Raw genomic sequence first — 22,900 nt, forward strand, 5'->3', positions numbered from 1 at the left:
CCCGACTATCTCGACGCGGTCACGGAGGATGACGGGGAAGACGATGGCGGCTCTTCCGGTGGCGGTGCCGGTGGCGGCAATCTCGGCGGGTCCGACGATCCTTACGATCAGGCGGTCGCCGTGGTGTTGCGCGACGGAAAGGCCTCCACCAGCTACATCCAGCGCCGTCTTGGCATCGGTTACAACCGCGCCGCGTCGATCATCGAGCGCATGGAGGAAGAGGGCATCGTCGGTCCCGCCAACCATGCCGGCAAGCGCGAAATTCTCGTGCCGACCGAGCAGGATGAGGTGTGATCGCGGCGTAACGCTGGAACCTGTGTCGGGGCGAACCGTTATCGGGCAGCCAAATTTCGGCCCTACTGGACGGTTATCCGGAAGGGCAAATGTGGAGATCGAACACGATGATTTTTCGGGTAACCGACTTTCTGGCACGACGTACGCTTGTTGCAGCGATGGCATTGGCCGTGTTTTGCGTTGCGCCCGTTGCCGCTCACGCCGCCCAGAGCGCCGAGCAGATCGCGGCGCATTTTTCCAGTGTCCGCACCATGACGGGCGAGTTCGTGCAGTTCGGACCGCGCGGCGAGCAGACCGGCGGCAAGTTCTACATCGAACGTCCGGGCAAGATCCGGTTCGACTATGAAGAGCCGTCCGGCTTCCGCGTCACCTCCGACGGCAGTTCGGTGGTGATCATGAACAAGAAGCTGAATACAGCCGATCTCTATCCCCTGTCGAAAACGCCGCTCAAACTGCTGCTGGACGAGCGCATCGATCTTTCCGGCAACCGCGTCCAGACCGTCCGCGAGGACGACGACCTGACGACGATCAAGATGGCCGACAAGTCGATTTTCGGCAGTTCGACCATCACCATGATGTTCGATTCCAATTCCTACGATCTGCGCCAGTGGACCATCACCGATGCGCAGGGCAAGGACACCACCGTCATGATCTTCAATGTTCAGCAGGGTGTGACCTTCGATCCGAGCGTGTTCAAGATCGACTATCGCCGTGTCGACGAAATGAGCCGCAACGGGCGCTGATTCATACGATCCGATGTGTGGCCGGGCTGTGGACAGCCCGGCCTTTTCGTCTCCGCCGGGCTGCCGCGCTTGTCTTCCGGTCGGGTTCCGGGCAGTTTTGCGCTTCTCGCAAGCGATCAATCCCGGACTGTCCTCATGCCCTTCACCATCGCCACCTGGAACATCAACTCCGTGCGGCTGCGCATGCCGCTGGTCGAGCAGTTTCTGGAGTGCTACAGCCCGGACGTGCTGTGCCTGCAGGAGACCAAGTGCGCCGATGACCAGTTTCCCGCCGCTGCGTTCCGCAAGGCCGGTTACGAGCACATGGCGATCCATGGCCAAAAGGGTTATCACGGTGTCGCCACCGTCGCCCGCCGGCCGCTGAAGCTGGTAGAGAAGCGTGAGTTCTGCCGCATGGGCGACAGTCGCCACATCTCGGTCTCCGTCGAGGCTGCCGCCGGTCGTTCCATTCTCTTGCACAATTTCTACGTTCCCGCCGGTGGCGACGAGCCGGATCCGGAGGTTAATGCGAAATTCCGCCACAAGCTCGACTTTTTGGCTGAAATGCATGCGTTGCGGGCTGAGGAAAACGGAAATTCGGGCACCATTCTCGTCGGCGATCTCAACATTGCGCCGCTCGAAACCGACGTGTGGTCGCACAAGCAGCTTTTGAAGGTCGTCAGCCACACCCCGGTGGAAACCGAGGGGCTGGAAAGATTGCGCAAGGAAGGTGGCTGGATCGACCTGATGCGCCAGAAGATTCCGCCGGAGGAGAAGATTTTCACCTGGTGGAGTTATCGCGCGAGGGATTGGGCGCTTTCGAACCGTGGCCGCAGACTGGATCATATCTGGTCGTCGCCCAATCTCTCGCCGGCCCTGAGCCGGATCGAGGTTCTGCGCGACGCGCGCGGGTGGGAGCGTCCGTCAGATCACGTGCCGGTCATCGCCGGTTTCGATTTCGGTTGAAAACTTTTTTGGAAATTGCCGGAATTTGAGCTGAAACGGCGTCGAAACGACTCGTTTTGGCACGAATCAATCGATAAATCGCGCTGCGATTTTTTCCATGCGACCGATCATCGCCTGCAGATTTTCCGCAATCCGCTTGTGCAAACGCATCGCGGTTTCGGGAAATTCTTCGAGAATCCGGTGGAAGGTGGAACGGCTGATGCGGATCAGTCGTGTCTCGCTCTCCGCCATCGCGCTTGTCATGCGCCGGCCTTCGGCGATCAGTGCGAATTCGCCCATGATCTCGCCCGGTCCTAATCTCTCGATAATCTGCCGCTGGTCCCCTTGTTCGGTGAACAGAACGACATTGCCGGAGGCCACGATGAAGGCGCAGTCCGCGGGTGCGCCTTCGGCAAAAATATCCCGTCCGGCGGAAAGCGTCATGCTCTCGGCGCCGAAGGCCATGAGGCGCAACTGCTCGCGCGTGAATCCCTCAAAAAGACCCACGCCGGACAGAACGCGAATGTCATCGTCCAGCGCCATTGACGTCGTCCCCGACCCGTTCCCGGCGATCCCCGAACGCCCTCATGGGGCAGTCTCACGGAACGAGCTTATAACCACCGCTTTCTGTCACAAGAATTTCAGCTTTGGAAGGATCGCGCTCGATCTTTTGCCGCAGGCGGTAGACATGGGTCTCCAGCGTATGGGTGGTGACGCCTGAATTGTAACCCCAGACTTCTTCCAGGAGCACATCGCGGGTCACCACTTTCTGCTCGGCGCGATAGAGATACTTGATGATCGCGGCTTCCTTTTCCGTCAGGCGGATTTTGCCGCCGCGCTCATCGATGAGAAGTTTCTGCGACGGCTTGAACGTGTAGGGTCCGACCGCAAAGGTGGCATCCTCGCTCTGCTCATGCTGTCGAAGTTGCGCGCGAATACGAGCCAGAAGCACCGCGAAGCGGAACGGTTTGGTCACGTAATCGTTGGCGCCGGCTTCAAGGCCCAGGATCGTATCCGAATCGGTGTCCTGCGCGGTGAGCATGATGATCGGCGCGCGATAGCCGCCCTTGCGCAACAGTTTGACCGCCTCGCGACCATCCATATCCGGCAGGCCGACATCCATGATGAGAAGATCGACGATCGCGTTGCGTGCGGACTGAATGCCCTTCGTGGCCGTGTCTTCCTGCAGGATGTCGAATTCCTCATAGAGCGACAATTGCTCGACGAGCGTCGCCCTCAGGTCTTCATCATCATCGACAATTAGGATGGTGCGTGACGTCATGGTTCGATCCACTATCCAGGAAAAAGAATGCTGGTTCAAATGGAATTACGGTGTTGACCGTTCCAGCTTTATGCGGAACGTGACAGTGCGAAAAGACCGTGGCGAACATTTGTTCCAATCAATTTAACGTAAACCAGCAGACGGATTTTTCCCAGAATGCAATACAAAGCCGGCAAAACGATTGGCCTGATCGATGTGCGCCGCAGACCGGGAAAGCCGACGCAGGGTCTGGTAAGCGTTGGGTCATTGGTCTTTCCATGCGCACTGGGGCGGGGCGGCACCACGGTGCTGAAGCGCGAAGGAGACGGTGCCACGCCGCTCGGCGAGATGCGTCTGCTTTATGGCTATTTCCGGGGAGATCAGGCGACTGGCGGCCCACCGGAATGCCGATTCTCGATGACGCGGATCGACGCGCGTGACGGCTGGTGCGATGCATCCGGGGATCGCAACTACAATCGTCCGGTTCGGCTTCCCTATCTCGCGAGTCATGAGCGCATGAAGCGTCAGGATCGGCTCTACGATGTCTGCATGGTGTCCGACTGGAACATGCATCCCGCGATCCGCAATCGCGGCAGCGCCATTTTCTTTCACATTGCCAAACCCGGATTTCCACCGACCGAGGGCTGCATTGCTGTCTCGCCGCTGGCCATGGCGCGCATTCTGCCGCTGATCGGTCCCGGCACCCGAATCAGGGTGCACCGCTAGCATGCTTGGAGCTGCCCGTCAGTCGGCGGCAGGTTCCCGCGCCATGCCGTGATATTCCGCATTGGGATGCATGTCGACGGCTGCGGCCATGCGATTCGACATGTTGAAAAAGCTGGCAACGGCCGCGATGTCCCATATGTCGCGCTCGGAGAAGCCGACCTCCCGCAGCGCCTGCCTGTCGGCCTCTTCGATCTTCGCCGGGCTTTCGGTGAGTTTGACGGCGAAATCCAGCATGGCCTTTTGTCGCGGATCGAGCGCGGCGGCACGATAGTTCATGACCATGAGCTCGCCCAGCACCGGATCGCCGGAGAGTTGGCGCACGGCGGCGCCGTGGGCGGTCAGGCAATAAAAACAATGATTCACGCTGGAAACCGCGACGGCGATCATTTCGCGCTCGAGTTTGGAGAGACCCGAATCGCCGAGCATCAGGTCGTTGTACATCTGTGTGAACGCACCGAGCTTGGTTTCGTCGAAAGCATAAGCCAGCAGCACATTCGGCACGAGGCCCAGTTTCTCGCGACATTTCGCGAGATAGGCTTCCGTTTCCTCGCTCAATCCCTCGAGCGGGGGAAAATGCAGCGCAGTCACCGGTTTCGTCATGATGCAGACACCCTTTCGATAGGAATAGAGTTGTATTCAGCGTGCACGGTGGAATGACGGGTCGTCAAACCGCTTTTGTCTGAATACGATGGGCCAGTTCGGTCAACCAACAGGGATTTTCGGCATGGTAGCCAAAGCAAAGACCTCCAAGACCGCGAAAAAGGGCGGACCAAAAGGCAAGGTCCTGCATGAGATCATTCAGGCGCGTACGCCTGCGGAGGATCTTCGCCCCTACGAGGAGGCGGCGCTGGTGCGCGCGGCAGAGGATGCGGTTTCGGCGATCAAAGCTCACAAACCGGGAACCAGCGTGGTCCGGGTGGACAACGACTCGGGTACCGAACGCCTCGGACGGGCGGTCACGCTTTTGACCGTGGTCAACGACAACATGCCGTTCCTTTTCGATTCGGTGCTGGGCGAGCTGAGCGATTTCGGTGTCGAAGCGATGCTGGTGGTGCACCCGGTTTTGGTGGTCAAGCACGGCAAGAAGGGCGTGGAAGAGATCGTTGGCGACGCCGCCAACACGAAAGTCGGTGCGGACGAAGACAAGATCAGCCTGATCCATGTCCATTTGCCGAGGCTTTCCGACGAGCAGAGCCGGGAGCTGGAGACACGTCTCAACGCCACGCTGAAACAGGTGCGCGCGGCCGTCGTCGATTGGAAGCCCATGCTTGCGCGACTGGATCAGGAAATCACCGAACTGCGCTATGCGCCGGTGCCGCTCGAAAAGGAAGCGGTGGCCGAAGCCATCGCGTTTCTGGAATGGCTGCGCGATGACAATTTCACCTTTCTGGGCATGCGCGAGTTCCGTTACTCGGGCGGAGAGGAAAACGGCACGCTGGAACGCGCCAACAAGAAGGGGCTCGGCATTCTGGCCGATCCGAATGTCCTGGTTCTGCGCCGCGGCAAGGAAGCGGTCTCGACGACTCCGGAGATCCGCGCATTTCTGCATGGCCCCGATCCGTTCATCGTTACCAAGGCGAACGCGAAATCTGTCGTCCACCGCCGCGCCTATCTGGACTATATCGGAATCAAGACCTTCGACGATAAGGGCAAGCTGACCGGCGAATTGCGCATTGTCGGTCTCTTCACCTCGACCGCTTACACACGTTCGGTGATGAAGATCCCGTATCTGCGTTCGAAGGCCGAGGCGGTGATTACCAGATCCGGCTTTGCGTCGACCGACCATTCGGGCAAGGCGCTGATCAACGTGCTGGAATCTTATCCACGCGACGAGCTTTTCCAGATAGGCCTGCAGATCCTGCGCAAACATGCGGAGGCCATTCTGGCTCTGGGCGAACGACCACGCGTTCGCGCACTATACCGCATCGACCAGTTCGACCGTTTCGTTTCGGTGATCGTGTTCGTGCCGCGCGATCGCTACGATTCACAGGTCCGCATTGAAATCGGCCAATACCTCAAAACCGTCTTCAAGGGGCGGGTCTCGGCCTATTATCCGGCCTTTCCCGAGGGATCTCTGGCGCGCGTCCACTTCATCATCGGACGTTCCGGCGGCAAGACCCCGCGCATTGACACAGAGACGCTCGAAGCCGGTATTCGCAAGATCGTGCGCACCTGGGACGACGCGTTGCAGGAAGCGTTGGAGGAAACGGGAGCGGACCGGGCGCTCGCCGGGGTCGCGGCGGCGTTCCCTGAGAGTTATCGCAACGGCTTTTCCGCCGAAACGGCTTTGATCGATGCTGAACGCATGGCCAGGCTTTCGGCCGAAAGCCCGATTGCGATTGATTTCCATCGCCATGAGGACCAGGACGGAAAACAGGCGGCGCTGAAGATCTATCACCACGGTACACCGGTCCCGCTCACCGAGCGCGTACCGCTTCTGGAGAATATGGGTTTCCGGGTGATCAGTGAACGTACGTTCGAGATCGGCGATGCCGATGACGAGGACAGCCCGCAGATCTTCATTCACGACATGGAACTGGAAAACGCATTCGACGGATCGATCGACCTTTCCGACGAGGGTGCGTTGTTCGAGGAGTTGTTCCTGTCGGTATGGCGGCGCGAGCACGACAACGACCGGCTCAACGCCCTGGCTCAGACGGCTCGTCTGCGCGTCGACGAGATCGCCATTTTGCGCGCCTACAGCCGCTTCCTGCATCAGGCCAGCATTCCGCAAAGCCAGGATTTTATTGCGGCGACGATGAACCGCTATCCGCATATTGCGCGCAAGCTGTTCGAACTGTTCGTTCTGCGCTTCGATCCGGCGAAGGCGGAGAAGGAAGAAGCGCGGAATGAGGTCCTGGCATTGACCTCGGCGATCGAGACGGACCTCGATGCCGTTCCTAACCTCGACGACGACACGATCATCCGGCGTTTCCTGAACCTGATAGAAGCGACCCTGCGCACCAATCATTATCGACCGAAATCGGACGAGGTCGTTCGTTCGCTGGCCCTGAAATTCGACTCGCGCGCCATTACCGGATTGCCACAGCCGCGCCCCTGGCGCGAAATTTTCGTCTATGGGCCGGAAGTAGAGGGCGTTCACCTGCGGTTCGGACCGGTGGCGCGTGGCGGTCTGCGCTGGTCCGACCGGGCGCAGGACTATCGCACGGAGGTGCTGGGGCTGGTGAAAGCGCAGCAGGTGAAGAATGCGGTTATCGTGCCGGTGGGCGCCAAGGGCGGTTTCTACCCGCGTCGTCTGCCGGAGAATGGCAGCCGACAGGAGGTGTTCGAGACCGGCCGCGCCGCCTATATAAACTTTATCTCCAGCCTGTTGTCCCTGACCGACAATCTGGACGGAGATACGGTGGTGCCCCCGGAGGGTGTGGTGCGGCACGACGTGAACGATCCGTATTTCGTCGTCGCCGCCGACAAGGGCACCGCGACCTTCTCCGATACGGCCAATGGCATCAGTCAGGCGCACGATTTCTGGCTCGACGACGCGTTCGCCTCGGGCGGTTCCGCCGGATACGACCACAAGAAGATGGGCATCACCGCGCGTGGCGCCTGGGAAGCGGTCAAGCGGCATTTCCGCGAGATGAATCGCGACATTCAGACAGAGCCTTTCACAGCGGTGGGTGTTGGCGACATGTCGGGCGATGTCTTCGGCAACGGCATGTTGCTCTCCACCTGCCCCAAGGTGGTGGCGGCCTTCGACCCCCGGGGTATCTTTATCGACCCGGATCCCGATCCGGCGGTCTCCTATGCCGAGCGCAAGCGTCTGTTCGATATGGGACGCTCGAGCTGGCAGGACTACGATACGAGCAAGCTCTCCAAGGGCGGCATCGTCGTTTCGCGGTCGCAAAAGTCGATTGCGTTGAGCAAGGAGGCGGCGGAGGCCATCGGTCTCGGCAAGACCACAGCTTCGCCGACCGAGATCATGATGGCGATCCTGAAGGCTCCGGCTGACCTCTTGTGGTTTGGCGGAATCGGCACCTATGTGCGCTCGACTTCCGAAACGAACCAGGAGGTCGGCGACCGGTCCAACGACTCGATTCGCATCACCGCCCGCGAGGTGGGCGCCAAGGTGATCGGCGAGGGCGCCAATCTGGGCATGACGCAGCTTGCGCGCATCGAGTTCGGCCTGAAGGGCGGTCGTTGTAACTCCGACGCCATCGATAACTCGGCCGGCGTGAACTCCTCGGACGTGGAGGTCAACATCAAGATTGCGCTGGCGGCGGCGATGCGCTCGGGCGGGCTGCAGAGGCCGGCGCGCAACAAGTTGCTCGCCGATATGACGGAGGAGGTGGCCGACCTGGTTCTGGCCAACAATTATCAGCAGACGCTGGCGATCTCGCAGGTGCAGAAGCGCGGCATGCCTGAAATGGCACATCAGGCCCGTATGATGACCCTGCTCGAGCAGCGTGGGCTGCTTGACCGGACGGTCGAGTTCCTCCCCGGTCCACAGGAACTGGCAGACCGGGAAAGCCGCGGAGAGCCGCTGACCCGGGCGGAAGTCGGGGTGCTGCTTGCTTATGCCAAGATCGTTCTGTTCGACGAGATCGTGGCGAGCAAGGTGCCGGATGCACCGCATCTTGAAGCGGATCTTTTCGACTATTTCCCCGGCCGAATGGTGAAGAAATACGAAAAAGAGATTCGCGGACACCGGCTGAAGCGCGAGATCGTTGCCACGGAACTGGCCAACGACGTGATCAACCGTGGCGGCCCGAGCTTTGTAACCCGCCTGCAGGATCTGACGGGCCGGCCCGCGGCCGACATCGTCGCCGCTTTCGCGGTGGTGCGCGAGGGTTTCGAGTTGCGCAAGATCTACAAGGCCATCGATGCGCTGGACAACAAGATCGATGGAATGGCGCAACTCGAGCTCTACCAGATCGTCTGGCGGCTGATCTATGCGGCGACCTCCTGGCAGCTCAAGAACGACAGCGAGAAAGAGACCGTCGGCGAGCGCATCGACCGGCTCAGGGCGGCGCGCAAGGCGCTGGAGCCGAAGCTCCTGTCCATGCTGCCGGCTTTCATACGAGAGCGTATGGAAAACCGGCGCACGCAGCTTGCGGCGCTGGGCGCGCCGGAGGACCTTGCCAAGCGGCTTGCCTTCCTCGGCGTTGCGGAGATGGTGCCGGACATCGAACTGGTGGCCGTAAGGGCGGGCGCGCCGCTGGAAAAGGCCGCCAAGGCGTTCTTCGGCGTTACCGAAGCGTTCCGGATCGGGCGGATCGAGGATGCGGCGCACACCATCGTGCCTTCGGACTATTACGACGGATTGGCACTGTTCCGCGCGACCGACATGATCAGCGCTGCCCGGCGCGGCATGATCATCGCCGCGCTGACCGAATACGCCAAGGAGGACGACCCGGCCGAGAAATGGGTGGAGGCCGGTGGCGAGCATGTGGTGCGTGTGCGCGAACGGCTGCAGTCGCTGGTGGAGGGTGGCGAGATCAGCGTTTCGCGTCTCACCGTCGCCTCCGGCCTTATGAGCGACTTGAGTGTCTGACGCAACCGGGGCGCCGGGCGGCGCGGCGTTGAACACGCCGCCGTCGGAGCACAGGAGCGTGCCCCGCCGCGGCATCTTGGGCTGGATGCTGTTCGACTGGGCGCAGCAACCCTTTCACACGCTCATCATCACGTTTGTCTTCGCGCCCTATTTCGCCTCCGCCGTTGCACCCGATGCGGCGCGCGGACAGGAATTGTGGGGTCTGGCCACGGGCATCGGTGGTCTGGCCATCGCGCTTTCTTCGCCGGTTCTGGGCGCCATTGCCGATGCGACGGGGCCGCGCAAGCCCTGGATATTCGTGTTTTCGGTGATCGGCGTTCTGGCCTGCGCCTCGCTGTGGTTCGCCACGCCGGGCGGGGGCCATGTGGCCCTGGTTCTGATGGGCGTGGCGCTGGCCGTTTTCGGCATGGAGTTCGCCGCCGTCTTCAACAATGCGATGATGCCGGATCTGGTGCCACGCTCCGAGCTCGGCCGGCTTTCCGGTTCCGCTTGGGGACTTGGCTATCTCGGCGGGCTTCTGTCGCTGGTTCTCGTGCTCGGCTTCATGGCGGCACAGCCGGACACCGGGCGCACGCTTCTCGGGCTGGAACCGATCTTCGGCCTCGATGCTGCGGCGCGCGAGGGCGACCGGGCGGCGGGACCGCTGACGGCGTTATGGTATGCGTTTTTCGTGCTGCCGATGTTCCTGTTCACGCCTGACGTGCCGCGGCGCAAGGCGGCGACGGGGGCGATCCGCGAAGGGCTCGGGCGATTGGGCGGCACGCTGAAACGGCTGCCGGGCGAGCGCAGCTATTTCAGCTTTCTGCTGTCGTCCATGTTCTATCGCGACGCGCTCAACGCGCTTTATGCATTCGGCGGCATTTATGCGGCGGGCGTGCTTTCCTGGTCGATCACCCAGATCGGTCTGTTCGGCATTCTTGCCAATGTCACAGGTGCGCTGGGTGCGTGGCTCGGTGGGCGGATGGACAAGCGGTTCGGGCCGAAGACGGTGGTCAGCGTGTCGATCGTCGTGCTGACTTTGAGCGCGCTGCTGGTGATTTCAACCACACGCGACGAGCTTCTTTTCATGCCGATCAGCGGGGCTGGCGCAAGCAGCCTGCCGGACATCGCCTTCTTCGTGGCAGGGGCTTTCATCGGTGCTGCGGGCGGGGCGATCCAGGCGGCGTCGCGCACGCTCCTGGTGGATCAGGTGTCGCGCGAGCGGGTGACGGAAGCCTTCGGGCTCTACGCGCTTTCAGGCAAGGCGACGACCTTTATCGGGCCGTTCGCCATCGCGATCGCCACCGGCTTTTTTGCCTCGGAGGCTTTCGACCTGTCCATCGAAGATGCGCAGCGGCTCGGCGTGACGCCGATCCTTGTCCTCTTTCTCATCGGACTGGTGCTCCTGCCCTTTGTGAAGAGCCGGCATCAGGAGGCGGTTGGCTCCTGATCCTTCAATACGGTTTTGAACATCAATGCCGGAAGTGGCGCATGCCGGTCATGACCATGGCGATGCCGTGTTCGTCGGCGGCGGCGATAACTTCATCGTCGCGCATCGAACCGCCGGGCTGTATGACGGCGGTGGCACCGGCCTCGACGGCGGACAGAAGCCCGTCGGCAAAGGGGAAGAAGGCGTCGGAGGCGACGACCGATCCTTTGGTCAGCGGCTCGGCATCGCCGGCTGCATCTGCCGCATCTTCCGCCTTGCGGGCGGCGATGCGGGCGGAATCGACACGGCTCATCTGGCCGGCGCCAACCCCCACCGTTGCGCCGTCGCGCACATAGACGATAGCATTCGACTTCACATGCTTGGCGACGCGGAAGGCGAAGACGAGATCCGCCATTTCCTTTTCGCTTGGCGCGCGCTTGGTCACGATCTTGAGATCGAGATCGTCGACCACGCCGTTGTCGCGCGACTGGACGAGCAGCCCGCCGGCCACGGTTCTGACGGCGAGGCCCGGTGCACGCGGGTCGGCAAGTCCGCCGGTGACGAGCAGGCGCAGGTTCTTCTTTGCGGCGACGATGGCGCGGGCCTCTTCGCTCGCCTCGGGCGCGATGATGACCTCGGTGAATATCTTGACGATCTCGGTGGCCGCTTCCGCGTCGAGCGGGCGGTTGAGCGCCACGATGCCGCCAAAGGCGGAAACCGGATCGCAGGCGAGCGCCTTTTCATAGGCCTCGCGCAGGGTTGTCCCCTGGGCCACGCCGCAGGGGTTGGCGTGCTTGATGATGGCGACTGCGGCGGAGCGCTCGGGTGCGAATTCGCAAACCAGTTCGAAAGCCGCGTCCGTGTCGTTGATGTTGTTGTAGGAAAGCTGTTTGCCCTGAAGCTGGGTCGCACTGGCAACGCCGGGGCGGTTTTCTCCAGTGGCATAGAACCCAGCTTTCTGATGCGGGTTCTCGCCATAGCGCATCACTTCCTTGAGCCTGCCGCCGACGGCGCGGAAGTCCGGTGCGTCGACCGCGAGCGCCTCGGCGAACCAGCCGGATATGGCGGCGTCATAGGCCGCGGTGCGGGCGAAGGCCTTGGCTGCCAGTTCCTGGCGCAGACGATATGGCAGGCAACCGTCGTTTTCATCCAGGGCCTCGAGAATCCGGGCATAGTCGGCCGATTCGGTGACCACGGCCACATAGGCGTGATTCTTGGAGGCCGCGCGTAGCATCGCCGGGCCGCCGATGTCGATGTTCTCAACCGTGGTTGGATAGTCGCCGCCGCCGAAACGCACCTCTTCGAACGGGTAGAGATTGATGACCAAAAGGTCGATGGCGGCTATGTCGTGCTCCTTCATTGCAGCGGCATGGTCTGCATCGTCGCGGATCCCCAACAGACCGCCATGGACGCCTGGATGCAGCGTCTTTACCCGTCCGTCCATGATCTCGGGAAAGCCGGTCAGCTCCGAAACGTCGCGCACCGCGATTCCTTCGCCCGACAACGTCTTCGATGTGCCGCCTGTGGAAACGATCTCGATATTGCGGCCCGAAAGCGCGCGGGCAAAATCGACAATGCCGCTCTTGTCCGACACCGACAGGAGAGCACGGCGGACGGGAACGAGATCGGGTGCGGGGACGTTCTTGGCGGCAACGGACATGAGGCGGCGGCTCCGGCTGTGGGAATGGATGCTGGGGACGTACCGGCAGGCGGAATGCAAATCAAGCGCACCGGAGGCCGCACGGCGCTTTTGCCGCCGAAACGGGTTGCATTGTCGGGGCAAAACGGCATTGCTGCGCGTCATGACCGAGAAACCTGAAGTTCTTTATGCTTGTGAACCGGAGCTCGATGCCGCCGAATTCGGTCGGGTCTTGCGCGAATCCGGCCTGGGCGCGATCCGCCCCGTTGACGATGAGGCACGGCTTCGCCGCATGATCGCCGGCGCAGGCTTGGTGGTGACGGCGCGGCGCAATGTGAATGGAACACCGCTCGTCGGCGTGGCCCGCTCGGTGACCGACTTCTCATGGTGCGCATATCTTTCCGATCTCGCCGTCTCATCGGAAGCGCAGGGGCTGGGTGTCGGCCAGGGCTTGATCGATGAAACCCGCCGGCAGATCGGTCCGGAAGTGGCTCTGATGCTCGCCTCGGTGCCCGAGGCGGTGGGATTCTACGAGCGCATCGGCATGGGTCGGGTCGATCATGCCTTCTGGTTCCGCCGGAACCGTTGAGACTATAAATCGGCTTTCATGTCACGTTTAATCCGTCTGCCTCGTCTTGAGCTCGTAGACGCAATGGCAACGGAGAAAGACAATGACCAGAAGCTCGACGATCGATCCCGAGAACGGTGGCGTGACGCTCATCAACGTTTACGAAGTGGAACCCGAGAAGCAGGCCGAGCTCGTGGCGCTGTTGTCGGACGCGACGGACACGCAAATGCGTCACTGCAAGGGGTTCGTTTCCGTCAACATTCACAGCAGTCTCGATGGCTCGAAAGTGATCAACTACGCACAATGGGCCACCCAGGAAGACTTTGAAGCGATGTTGAAGAACAACGATGCCCAGGCGCAGATGAAACGCTTCGCGGCAGTCGCCAAGTCGGTTTCGCCGGCTCTCTACAAGGTGAACGCAGTGCATCGCGGGTAACGGTGAAGGAAGACTGGATGGCGAGGGAAAGCCCGGCTGCTCTTTTCGATCCGCTTCGTCCGCGCCTGATGCGCATCGCTTACCGCATGCTCGGTTCGATCGCCGATGCGGAAGATGTGGTGCAGGATGCCTTTTTGCGCTGGATGAAAACGGACAGGGTGACCGTGCGCTCGCCGGAAGCGTTTCTATCCCGCATCGTTACGCGTTTGTGCCTCGACAGGCTGAAGTCGGCGCGGCAGCGACGTGAGGTGTATTGCGGACCCTGGCTGCCGGAACCCTTCATAGAACCGGCGGACGAGGTGGACGACGTCACGCTGCCTCTGATGATCGCTCTGGAGCGCCTTTCTCCATTGGAACGGGCCGCATTTCTTTTGCACGATGTGTTCGGCCTCGGATTCGACGAAGTCTCGGGCGCCATAGGTCGCGAGACAGGCGCTTGCAGGCAGTTGGCAAGCCGGGCGCGCGCGCATATCAGGTCAGCGCGTCCGCGCTTTCCCGTCTCCCGGGAACGCGGGCTGGAGATCGCGGAGGCGTTCTTCGAGGCCTCGCGCGGTGGCGATATGCAACGCCTGCAGGCGCTCTTGGCGGCGGACGTTGTCGCCAGCGCCGATGGTGGCGGGCGCATTCCAGCGTCTGCGACGCCGATTTGCGGCCGTGAAGCCGTTATCCGTCTTCACGAGAGGCTTGCCACCTCCTTCTGGGACGATGGGTCCAGGCTGCTGCGCTTCGGTTTCATCAACGGGTTGCCGGGCTTCATCACGAAAGAGGCCGGAAACGTTCTGCAAACGACGGCGCTTCTGGTGGAGAGGGACCTGGTGGCCGCCATTTACGTGGTGCGCAATCCCGACAAGCTTCGCCATTTGCAAGGCTCGATGTCTCATTGACAAAGTCTTGCGTGGGATGGCTGTCGGCAACGATGCCCGCGCTCGACAGCCGTGCTTGTCTGTGGCAATGAGGCATGCGCTGGCTTTAACAAGGGTCTGATGAATTTGCGGTTATTCTACTAATTACCCGCAAAATTTATTGACTATTGTTTGTTTTTCTGCAAAATTTACTGATCTTGAATTTGCGGAAAGCCTGTTATGGATCAGATCGACCACAAAATCGTGACGCTTCTTGCCGAAGATGCCCGGCGTTCGCTTGCCGATATAGGCGGTGTCGTGGGGCTTTCCGCATCCGCGGTTAACGAGCGCATCCGCCGGCTTTCGGCGAGCGGTGTCATTCGGCGTTTTACCGTGGACGCGGATCCCGCGGCGCTCGGCTGCCCCGTGCTGGTTTTCATCTGGGTATCGCTGGTCCAAAACGTCGACGAAGAAGCGTTCCGCGCGTTTGCGGCTGCCCACAAAGCGGTGGAGGAGTGCCATCATGTGACGGGACCATGGTCCTATCTCATAAAGGCGCGCGTGCCGGAGCTTGCCGACGTCGAAAGTGTTCTGGAAGACATGAAGAAGCACGGTTTCCTGGCGCGCAGCGAGTCTGTCGTCGCATTGTCGACAGTGGAGCCAGGGTCCTTCGCGCCGGTGGAAAAGGGTTGACCATGGACGTGCCTCTGTTCGGCAAAAGCCTGTTGCTTGGGCTGGCCGTGGCAGCGCCTCTTGGGCCGATCGGTGCCCTTTGCGTGAACCGGACGCTGGAGCGGGGCCTGTGGGCCGGGCTTGCCGGCGGACTGGGCACGGCCTTCGCCGACGCCGTTTATGCGGCGCTGGCGGCGATCGGGTTTGCCGCTTTTGCGGCGGCATTGGCGGTGGTGGATGAGCCCCTTAGGCTTGTCGGCGGGGCATTTCTGGCTTGGCTCGGCTGGAAGAGCCTCTCGCCGGCGCCGATGCGAACTGAGTCAGATGCGCGCGCCGGCGACCTCATCGGAACGGCCACTGCTACCTTTTTCCTGACGATCGCCAACCCGATGACCATTCTGACCTTCGCGGCAATGTTCGCCGGCCTTGGACTGGCCGGTTCTCCGCGTCCAGCCGATGCACTGGTGGTGGTGACCGGTGTGTTTCTCGGCTCGCTTCTGTGGTGGTTCATCCTGAGTGGTGGGGTGGCACTGGTGTGCAAAGGGCTGCCGGAAGGTCTTTCGCTCTGGGTGTCGCGCATCTCCGGCGTCATCTTATTGGCGTTTGCCCTGTTCGCGATCGGATCGGTGCTGCGCGGTCATCTGTGATCTGCGGTTTTCCACTCGCGCGGTGTTTTTCCGGTGACGCGGAGGAACTCGCGGTTGAAATTCGACTTGGTATTGAACCCGCTTGAGAGCATGGCGTCGGTGACGTTCGCGCCATCCTCAAGCGCGCTGCATGCGTGGCGGATACGGTATGCGTTGATGTGGCGCGAGACGTTTTCACCGCTTACCAGATTGATGGCTGAAGAGAGCTGCTTGACTGGCACATGCAGCCGTCGGGCGAGCCGGGCAAGCGTGAGGGTGGGATCGAGAAAGAGCGTTTCGGCCTGAAGCAGTGTGTCGAGCCGCTGGACGAGGTGGGCGTGTTCTTCGCTGGGGTGCGGGTCGCGCGCCGGGGTTTCCGGTTCCACCTCGCCCATGGCATTGGGCGAGACGCTCAGGAGCCCGATGGCGAGCAGTGCGGCTGACGAGAAGACGCTGACGATGAGCGGCGGCAGCCATGCCCGGCCTGTCATGAAGGCAAGCGCAATGAGCGTGTCGCTGATGGCCGAAAGGATGAGCGCGAGTCCGATGCCGCCCCAGAGACGGGCCGGCAGGCGGCCGGCCTCCAACCTCGCCAGAGGCAGGTCGCTGCGGCTGCGGCGAAGCTTCACCAGAATCGCGACCCCGTAGAGAATGAAGACTGCCGGCACCACCGTGTCCAGCGTTTCGGGTGCGAAGACGACGCAGAATGCGGCAAAAGCCGGAGCGGCGAGGTGCGCCAGATCGCGTGGCAGTGAGAGCGGGCGGAAGGATGCTGTCTGGAAAGCGAGCCAGGTGAGTGGCGGTGTGAAAGTGGCTGTGATGGGCTGAAGGGGCAGAAGCGCGTCGATACCATAATGCTGGCGCAGTGAGACGATGAGGCTTTGCCCAGCACAGGCGGCAAGCAGGGCAATGAGAAGTGCCGGTCGTTCTCCGGATATGGCGATTCGGATGAGGATTGCGCCGAGAACGAGCGCGACGATCATTGGAATGGGAAGAACCAGCATTGGCGGTGCCTGCTTGTTTCCTGCAAGGGTTCGGGTTGTGGCATCGCCACCAGCCGGTGGCAACATCCGCCGAAGTCCATGGTGCGAAATCCGGTCTTACGCGACCTGAAACCGATTTTAGGACGCACGGTATGCACTGGCCGCGCAGATTGGCGTCATCCAGATGGAAGGATGACGAATATGAAAAAACTGTTTTCCGCGCTTCTCATCGGCACGGGCCTGACGGGCGCTGCCATGGCCGAACCGCATGCCGGCTATGACCGACTGACCGTAAAAGCGGATCACCGCCCGTCGGTTTTGGCGGCTTCGCTGTGGTATCCTGCAGGTACGCCGACCTATCGCGGGCTGGTGGGTGACAACGCCGTGTTTCAGGGCGCCTCCGCCTATGTTGGCGCGGCGGTGGCTGAGGGGCGCTTTCCGCTCTTCGTGCTGTCTCATGGTTCGGGCGGCAATATGGACGCCATCTCCTGGCTTTCCTCCGCGCTTGCCCTGCGCGGAGCGATGGTGTTGGCGGTCAATCACCCCGGCAGCACGTCGGGTGATTCCTCTCCTCGCCGCTCGGTGCTGCTCGATGAGCGGGCAGCAGATCTGACGGCCGCGCTCGATACGCTGCTCGACGAACCTGCCTTTTCCGGGAGTGTGGACCGGTCGCGTATCGCATCGCTGGGCTTTTCGCTGGGCGGGGCGACAGCACTGAATCTGGCTGGGTTGCGTTTCGACCGCAACGCTTATGCCGACTATTGCAGGCGGATGGGCGATGCCGGGGCTGATTGCGTGTTCCTTGCCAAGGGTGGGGTCGATCTGGATGCGCTGCCGCAGGGCTTTGGTGCGGATACGCGCGATGCCCGCATCGGGCGGGCCATCGCCATCGATCCGGGCATGACCTATGCGGCTACGCCGGACAGTATCGCCGGGATGGAGATGCCGGTCTTGCTCATCAATCTGGGTGAGACCCGTCTGTTCAAGGCTGCGGATGTGGGACTGGAAGGGAGTAATCTTGCCGGGAAGCTGCCCTCGGCGGTGCTGAAGACCATCGCCCCGGCGCATCACTTCACCTTTCTGGCGGCGTGCAAGCCGGAGGGAGCAGCGATGCTGGCGGAGGAGAAGGACGATCCGGTGTGCGACGATCCCGAAGGGACCGACCGGGCGGCGGTTCATCAAGCCATCGTTGATGAGATCGCGGCGTTTGCGGGCCTTTAAAGTCAGGCTCCGTTGCCGTTGATGGCGTGCGTCTTGCGCAACTGCCAGCGGATCTCCGGATTTTCGGAAGCCGTGGTGTAAAGTACGATCTGCCGGCTCTTGCGGGGACCGCCGAGACCGGCGAAGAAGATCGATTCTTCCACCACGGGGACGATGTCCTCGACAGTTAAGAGCCAGGTATCGGTGGCTTCGCCAGCCAGGATGTGACGGCCTTCGGGATCGCGGTAAATGTCGATATCGGGGTGGATATGAAAGCGTACCGCCACGGCATCGTCGCCGACCGCGGTCGAGGGAGAGCCGTCCGGTCGGCAGATCCGGTCGACGCCCTCCAGACACGCGCCGTCTTGCGAAAGAGAAAGGGCGCGTTCGTGAACCAGGCCGAAGCGTGAGACGTAGCCGTTGTGGCTGGCAATGAAGCGATGGATACCGTTGCCGTCGTCGCGATGGCATTCGACCTTGCGGGGGCCGCCGATAAGCGGCGTGCCGATCAGTTCGCTCCATTGCGAGGAGAGACTGAAGCGCGCCTGCGATGTGTCGTTCAGCGTTATCGTCGAATGGGCCGCCGTGGTGCGGGCGAGCGGGCGATAGCTGTCGTCGCCGTAATTGTCGATGCCGCTGTTGACCACGAACTGATGCCGGCCCGACGACATTTCGAAGGACAGGCAGCCCGCATGGGCGAAGTGGGACAGATCCGGCGATGGCGGCGGGGCCGTGTCGGCGATCACCGTCGTTGCGCCGAGCGCCAAACGCTCGTAGCCCGAATGCGGCGCGTGCAGGAGCGGTGCACCGCCTGTGTCGTCGTAGCGCAGGATCGCGGCGACGCTGTCGTGCTGGGTGATGCCCATGCCGTTGAAGCGGGCGATGGAACCGTCGCGGTGGCGGAAGAAACGCAGTGCCGGCAGCATGCGCTCGACGGCGTCGATCAATGCTTGCGGGGGCTGCTCGGCCTGGTTGGTATAGGTCTGCCGGAGGGGCAGTAGATCCGCCAGGAGTTCCATGATGGTACGCGGATTGCGGGAGACGTGGCCGCCATCGGCGAGAATCTGCCGCTCCAGTTCCTGTGCGAGATTGCGGCTGGCTGCCTTGACCGCAGTGGCCGGCGCTGGCAGCGACAGGGCACAGAACGCCAGCGCGATCCGGGCACGCAGCCTGTCCTCGCCATCGGGCATTTCGCGGGCATTGGTGCGCAAATAGCGCATCTGAACGGCGAGCATTTTTAGGAACTGGCGGTAAAAGGGCAGCTCCGCCCCCTGCAGCACGACCGAGGAATGTTGAAGCCAGGCGATGAGCCGCCTGGCAGTGGTGCCGGGCTCCCATGGCAGACCGGAAACGCGCTTGCCGTATAGCGCGATCCATTCTTCAACCAGCGCGCGGGCGTTGGCCGATGCGAGATCGCTCTGGGCCGCGCGCATGTGGCGCAGCCAGCGGAAGCTGTGCAGCGCGTCCTGCCAGGAGCGATCGCTCACGGGAATGCGAAACGGTGACTGGCCGCGCGTCTCGACAAGTTGACCGGCCAGTAAAAACTGCCCGTGATAGATGTCCCGCGCCACCTGTGGGTCGGCGATGCGCAGGTCCGGTGGGGCGATCAGCACGCGTTCGGGTGTGCGTCCGGAATAACGCCAGCGATAGGACGGCCCCGCGCGCAAGCGTCGCCGCAGGCGCGCCCACGCTTGCCGCGCAACAAGGCCCCACAGCTCGTGGGGGGAATGTCCCCGTGCTTGATCCAACGACCGACTTCTCTTTCCATCGCCCCAAATCAGGCGAGAGTCTAAATGATTCAAGGATTTGTGCGAAGTTGAAATATTCCAGCACGCACAGATGGCAGGTCCTGCCTAACGCCGGCGAACGAGCCGCGCGGCAAAAAAACCGTCGAGCCCTTGCGCCAGCGGCGCTTCGGCGAGGCTGTCGGCGGGCGTGGTGCGCATGAACCCCTCCGGCGTAACGAACGCGGCGATACCGGGCAACTCGTCGGATCGAACGGGATCGAGCGACACCTCGGGCGTTTCGGCCAGGAAGGTCTCGAGCATCGCCTCGCCTTCGGCTGGGTCGAGGGAGCAGTTGGAAAAAACGACCCGTCCGCCGGGCTTGACGAGCGTGACCGCGTGATCGAGCAGCGCCCGTTGCAGGGCGGCAAGTTTCTCGATGTCCGCGCGCGACTTGGTCCATGGCACGTCGGGATGGCGGCGCACCGTTCCGGTGGACGAACAGGGCGCGTCGATGAGGACTGCATCGAAGGGAATGTCCGGTTGGAATTTGCGGATGTCGGATTCGACGATCTGCGCGTCGAGGCGAAGTCGCTTGAGATTCTCTGCAAGCCGTTTCAAACGGCTCTTCGACAAATCGACGGCGGTGACGTTTGCGCCGGCGTGGATGAGTTGTGCCGTCTTGCCACCGGGGGCGGCGCAGAGATCCGCCACGCGTGCGCCGGCGATGTCGCCGAGCAGCTTCGCGGGCAGGCTGGCAGCGGTGTCCTGTACCCACCATTCGCCCTCCTCGAAGCCCGGAAGCGTGTCGACACCGGCCTCGAGCCGGGCGATCCGCACCGTACCCGTGGGTAAAACGATGCCGCCCAGAGCTTCGGCCCAGCGCTGCGGGTCTTCCTTCACGGTGAAGTCCACCGGCGGTTCAAGGCGATGCATGGCGAGAATGGTGGCGGCTTTTTCTACGCCATAGGCCGTTTCCAGACGTTCGGCGAACCAGTCGGCCGCTTCGCGCGTTTGAGCGAGGGCGGCTGGAAGCGCGCGTGCCTTCACGCGGATCAGGTTGCGCAGCACGCCGTTGACGAGGCCGGCAAAGCGTGCGAGGCGCGGATCGCTCTTGGCCTGGGTAACGGCGAGGTCGACGGCGGCGCTGTCGGGGACGTCGAGAAACAGGATCTGTGCCGCAGCCACGTGCAGCGCGTGCGAGAGCGCGCGGGCATTGGCCGGCAAGGGCCGCTCCAGGCGGCGCGCGAGCAGGGCCTCGACGGTGCTGCGATGCCGCAGCGCGCTCATGAGGATGGCGCGCACCAGCGACCGGTCGCGTGCATCGAGCGCGCGGAAATTCGGCTGACCGTGAGCCGGGTCGGTGAGACCGTCGAGCGAGGCGCTTGCATCCACAACGGCGGCGAGCAGCTTTGTCGCCACGCGGCGCGTTTCGAGCCCCGGCTTTTCGGATTGTGTGCTGCTGATGGGTTGATTCTTTTTGGGCGGTTTCCCGCGGGACGAGCGGCGCGCCGTCGGGCGGTTCACGACCACGGGCCTTTCGACCCGTCGGCATCCCGGCCCCAGCGTTGTCCGGACGTCCCGGGCTCAGGCTTTTCAGGGTGTCGGCTCGAGGATTTGTCGGGACGCGCACCCCATGGGCCGTGGTTCGTGCCATCTTCCGGAACGGGGTCGTCTTGCGGCGCCGCTGGCTGCGCAGGCGCCGCGCGCATCTCTCCGGCCATGGCCTGAAGGGCCGCGATACGGTTGTTCGTGTCGGGGTGGGTGGAAAACAGGTTATCCATGCGTTCGCCCGACAGCGGATTGATGATGAACATGTGCGCGGTCGCGGGATTGCGCTCGGCATCCTGGTTGACCACCTCCTTTGCCCGGCGCGCGATCTTGTCAAGCGCGGAGGCGAGCCAAAGTGGATTGCCGCAGATTTCGGCGCCGCGCCGATCGGCCGAGTATTCGCGTGTGCGGCTGATGGCCATCTGCACCATCATGGCGGCCAACGGGGCGACGATCATCGCAACCAGAATGCCGACGAAGCCGAGCGGATTGTTGTTGCGATTGCCGCCGAAGAAGAAGGCGAAATTGCCGAGCATGGATATCGCGCCCGCCAGCGTCGCCGTGATCGTCATGGTCAGCGTGTCGCGGTGCTGCACGTGTGCAAGTTCGTGCGCCATCACGCCAGCCACCTCCTCGTAGCTCAACCGGTCCAGCAGGCCGGTGGTGGCCGCGACCGCCGCATTTTGCGGGTTGCGGCCGGTGGCGAAGGCGTTGGGCTGATCATTCCGTATAAGGTAGACGCGCGGCATGGGCAGTTCGGCGCGGGCCGCGAGATCACGGACTATGCCGTAATATTCGGGCGCGTTGCGCTCATCGACTTCGACGGCATGATGCATTCTGAGCACCATTTTGTCGGCGTTCCAGTAGCTGAACAGATTCATACCGGCGGCGATCAGGAAAGCGATCATCATGCCGCCAGCGCCCCCGATCAGATAGCCCACGCCCATGAAAAGGGCGGTCATCAAGGCCAGGAGCATCGCGGTGCGTATCGTGTTCATGGTCGTCTCAAGCTCCAGAATCAGGCAATGCGAGGCATTTTCGACCGCGTCGCCAATCGTTTATATGATGGGGAACGTGCGTCGTGTATTCAATAATCCCGTTTTCGAGAGGAAGTTGCGGTGAAAGACGAGACGGACAGAAAAGAAGATGCGTCGGCAAGGGCTCTCTCGCCGGCAGCCAAACGCGCTCTGGCCGAGGCCGAGGCGCGCCGGGAGGCTTACGAGGCTCAAGCTGCGAAAGCGCCAAAGGAGCTTGGCGGGCGGGGCGGCCATGACCCGGCGCGTTATGGCGACTGGGAAGTGAAGGGCATCGCCACGGATTTCTGATTCACGCCGGAACCGATTGCCGACGCGGTTGGCCGGTTGCTTCGAAGAGACCGGTTTATGCTGAACCAGCTCCCAAAACAAAAGGCCGTTCCCGAAGGAACGGCCCCGTGTTTTCGAATTCGCACGCGGTCATGGTTGGTCTGCCAATGCAGGCCATCCGCGTTTCATGCGCTTCAGCGGGAAGACTGCTCCCCGCGAAGGCAATCCATCGAGACCACGTTTGAACGGAAATCACTCGACATTGGATCACCCCCTTTCAGTTCGTTGACGACAACCCCAATGTGGAGGCGATCGACCGTTCTTGCAAGGGGGTGCCAAAGCGTCGCTCAAACGCACGCGGCATTTCGGTTCCCGCGCGGTTGCGTCAGCCCTTCTTGTTCTGGCGGTTCTCGACCAGGTCGTCGACCACGGCGGGATCGGCGAGCGTCGACGTGTCGCCCAGCGCGCCGTAATCGGCCTCGGCGATCTT

At 62.2% G+C, this 22,900-nt stretch carries 21 protein-coding genes; 13 read left to right on the forward strand and 8 right to left on the reverse strand.

Translation table 11 applies throughout. The annotated features are described in order from the left end of the window. The 3 genes from QZ638_RS12965 to xth all read left to right on the forward strand — a co-directional run. A partial coding sequence (locus QZ638_RS12965; RefSeq protein ID WP_295811040.1) for a DNA translocase FtsK occupies nt 1-294 on the forward strand: 294 nt, incomplete at its 5' end. A gap of 158 nt (nt 295-452) precedes the next feature. Then, nucleotides 453-1,037 (forward strand): outer membrane lipoprotein carrier protein LolA, encoded by a 585-nt coding sequence (locus tag QZ638_RS12970; protein WP_295811086.1) that lies wholly within the window; start codon nt 453-455, stop codon nt 1,035-1,037. A gap of 135 nt (nt 1,038-1,172) precedes the next feature. Next, a complete protein-coding gene (gene xth / locus QZ638_RS12975; RefSeq protein WP_295811042.1) occupies nt 1,173-1,982 on the forward strand; it encodes an exodeoxyribonuclease III in 810 nt (269 codons plus the stop codon). A gap of 66 nt (nt 1,983-2,048) precedes the next feature. Here the strand turns inward: xth and QZ638_RS12980 are convergent, their stop codons facing one another. Beyond that, nucleotides 2,049-2,504: a cyclic nucleotide-binding domain-containing protein gene (locus QZ638_RS12980; RefSeq protein ID WP_295811045.1), complete on the reverse strand. Its 456-nt coding sequence runs from the start codon at nt 2,502-2,504 to the stop codon at nt 2,049-2,051. Between the two features lie 55 nt (nt 2,505-2,559). Further along, nucleotides 2,560-3,243 carry a response regulator transcription factor gene (locus QZ638_RS12985; protein WP_295811046.1) on the reverse strand — a complete coding sequence of 228 codons (684 nt, stop codon included), beginning with the start codon at nt 3,241-3,243 and terminating at the stop codon, nt 2,560-2,562. A gap of 156 nt (nt 3,244-3,399) precedes the next feature. Between QZ638_RS12985 and QZ638_RS12990 the strand changes: the two genes are divergently transcribed. After that, on the forward strand, nt 3,400-3,948 hold the full coding sequence (locus QZ638_RS12990; RefSeq protein ID WP_295811047.1) for a L,D-transpeptidase family protein: 549 nt from the start codon (nt 3,400-3,402) through the stop codon (nt 3,946-3,948). Between the two features lie 18 nt (nt 3,949-3,966). Here QZ638_RS12990 and QZ638_RS12995 read toward each other — a convergent pair whose 3' ends face one another. After that, nucleotides 3,967-4,548 (reverse strand): peroxidase-related enzyme, encoded by a 582-nt coding sequence (locus QZ638_RS12995; protein ID WP_295811048.1) that lies wholly within the window; start codon nt 4,546-4,548, stop codon nt 3,967-3,969. Nucleotides 4,549-4,672: 124 nt separating this feature from the next. On the opposite strand from QZ638_RS12995, the gene QZ638_RS13000 reads away from it, so the two are divergent. Both QZ638_RS13000 and QZ638_RS13005 read left to right on the forward strand, forming a co-directional pair. Next, nucleotides 4,673-9,457 (forward strand): NAD-glutamate dehydrogenase, encoded by a 4,785-nt coding sequence (locus QZ638_RS13000; RefSeq protein WP_295811051.1) that lies wholly within the window; start codon nt 4,673-4,675, stop codon nt 9,455-9,457. 85 nt (nt 9,458-9,542) lie between these two features. Beyond that, entirely contained in the window at nt 9,543-10,886 is a 1,344-nt protein-coding gene (locus QZ638_RS13005; protein WP_295811088.1) for an MFS transporter, read from the forward strand. Nucleotides 10,887-10,908: 22 nt separating this feature from the next. Here the strand turns inward: QZ638_RS13005 and purH are convergent, their stop codons facing one another. After that, on the reverse strand, nt 10,909-12,525 hold the full coding sequence (gene purH, locus QZ638_RS13010; RefSeq protein ID WP_295811054.1) for a bifunctional phosphoribosylaminoimidazolecarboxamide formyltransferase/IMP cyclohydrolase: 1,617 nt from the start codon (nt 12,523-12,525) through the stop codon (nt 10,909-10,911). A 142-nt stretch (nt 12,526-12,667) separates the two neighbouring features. Between purH and QZ638_RS13015 the strand changes: the two genes are divergently transcribed. From QZ638_RS13015 to QZ638_RS13035, 5 genes are all read left to right on the forward strand, one after another. Beyond that, nucleotides 12,668-13,093 carry a GNAT family N-acetyltransferase gene (locus QZ638_RS13015; RefSeq protein ID WP_295811056.1) on the forward strand — a complete coding sequence of 142 codons (426 nt, stop codon included), beginning with the start codon at nt 12,668-12,670 and terminating at the stop codon, nt 13,091-13,093. Nucleotides 13,094-13,175: 82 nt separating this feature from the next. Further along, complete coding sequence (locus tag QZ638_RS13020) at nt 13,176-13,508, forward strand: antibiotic biosynthesis monooxygenase family protein (RefSeq protein ID WP_295811059.1); 333 nt, start codon at nt 13,176-13,178, stop codon at nt 13,506-13,508. A gap of 17 nt (nt 13,509-13,525) precedes the next feature. Then, on the forward strand, nt 13,526-14,392 hold the full coding sequence (locus QZ638_RS13025; RefSeq protein ID WP_295811062.1) for a sigma-70 family RNA polymerase sigma factor: 867 nt from the start codon (nt 13,526-13,528) through the stop codon (nt 14,390-14,392). Nucleotides 14,393-14,590: 198 nt separating this feature from the next. Then, nucleotides 14,591-15,043: an Lrp/AsnC family transcriptional regulator gene (locus QZ638_RS13030; RefSeq protein ID WP_295811065.1), complete on the forward strand. Its 453-nt coding sequence runs from the start codon at nt 14,591-14,593 to the stop codon at nt 15,041-15,043. A 2-nt stretch (nt 15,044-15,045) separates the two neighbouring features. Further along, the gene (locus tag QZ638_RS13035; RefSeq protein ID WP_295811068.1) at nt 15,046-15,669 is read left to right on the forward strand and encodes a LysE family transporter; all 624 of its coding nucleotides are present in this window, start codon (nt 15,046-15,048) and stop codon (nt 15,667-15,669) included. On the opposite strand, the gene QZ638_RS13040 is transcribed toward QZ638_RS13035, so the two are convergent. After that, on the reverse strand, nt 15,660-16,652 hold the full coding sequence (locus QZ638_RS13040) for an AraC family transcriptional regulator (RefSeq protein ID WP_295811071.1): 993 nt from the start codon (nt 16,650-16,652) through the stop codon (nt 15,660-15,662). The two genes, QZ638_RS13035 and QZ638_RS13040, sit on opposite strands and share 10 nt — an antisense overlap. Nucleotides 16,653-16,832: 180 nt before the next feature. On the opposite strand from QZ638_RS13040, the gene QZ638_RS13045 reads away from it, so the two are divergent. Then, the gene (locus QZ638_RS13045) at nt 16,833-17,852 is read left to right on the forward strand and encodes a hypothetical protein (RefSeq protein ID WP_295811074.1); all 1,020 of its coding nucleotides are present in this window, start codon (nt 16,833-16,835) and stop codon (nt 17,850-17,852) included. Nucleotides 17,853-17,854: 2 nt separating this feature from the next. On the opposite strand, the gene QZ638_RS13050 is transcribed toward QZ638_RS13045, so the two are convergent. From QZ638_RS13050 to htpX, 3 genes are all read right to left on the reverse strand, one after another. Next, on the reverse strand, nt 17,855-19,579 hold the full coding sequence (locus QZ638_RS13050) for a heparinase II/III family protein (RefSeq protein ID WP_295811076.1): 1,725 nt from the start codon (nt 19,577-19,579) through the stop codon (nt 17,855-17,857). 105 nt (nt 19,580-19,684) lie between these two features. Then, a complete protein-coding gene (locus QZ638_RS13055) occupies nt 19,685-21,088 on the reverse strand; it encodes an RsmB/NOP family class I SAM-dependent RNA methyltransferase (RefSeq protein WP_295811078.1) in 1,404 nt (467 codons plus the stop codon). Beyond that, entirely contained in the window at nt 21,079-22,104 is a 1,026-nt protein-coding gene (htpX, locus tag QZ638_RS13060; protein ID WP_295811081.1) for a zinc metalloprotease HtpX, read from the reverse strand. Before htpX ends, QZ638_RS13055 begins: the two co-directional genes overlap by 10 nt. A 120-nt stretch (nt 22,105-22,224) precedes the next feature. On the opposite strand from htpX, the gene QZ638_RS13065 reads away from it, so the two are divergent. Beyond that, nucleotides 22,225-22,431 (forward strand): DUF1674 domain-containing protein, encoded by a 207-nt coding sequence (locus tag QZ638_RS13065; RefSeq protein ID WP_295811083.1) that lies wholly within the window; start codon nt 22,225-22,227, stop codon nt 22,429-22,431. Nucleotides 22,432-22,900 lie beyond the last annotated feature (469 nt).

This window comes from uncultured Nitratireductor sp. (genome assembly GCF_913053745.1).
GTDB lineage: Bacteria > Pseudomonadota > Alphaproteobacteria > Rhizobiales > Rhizobiaceae > Nitratireductor.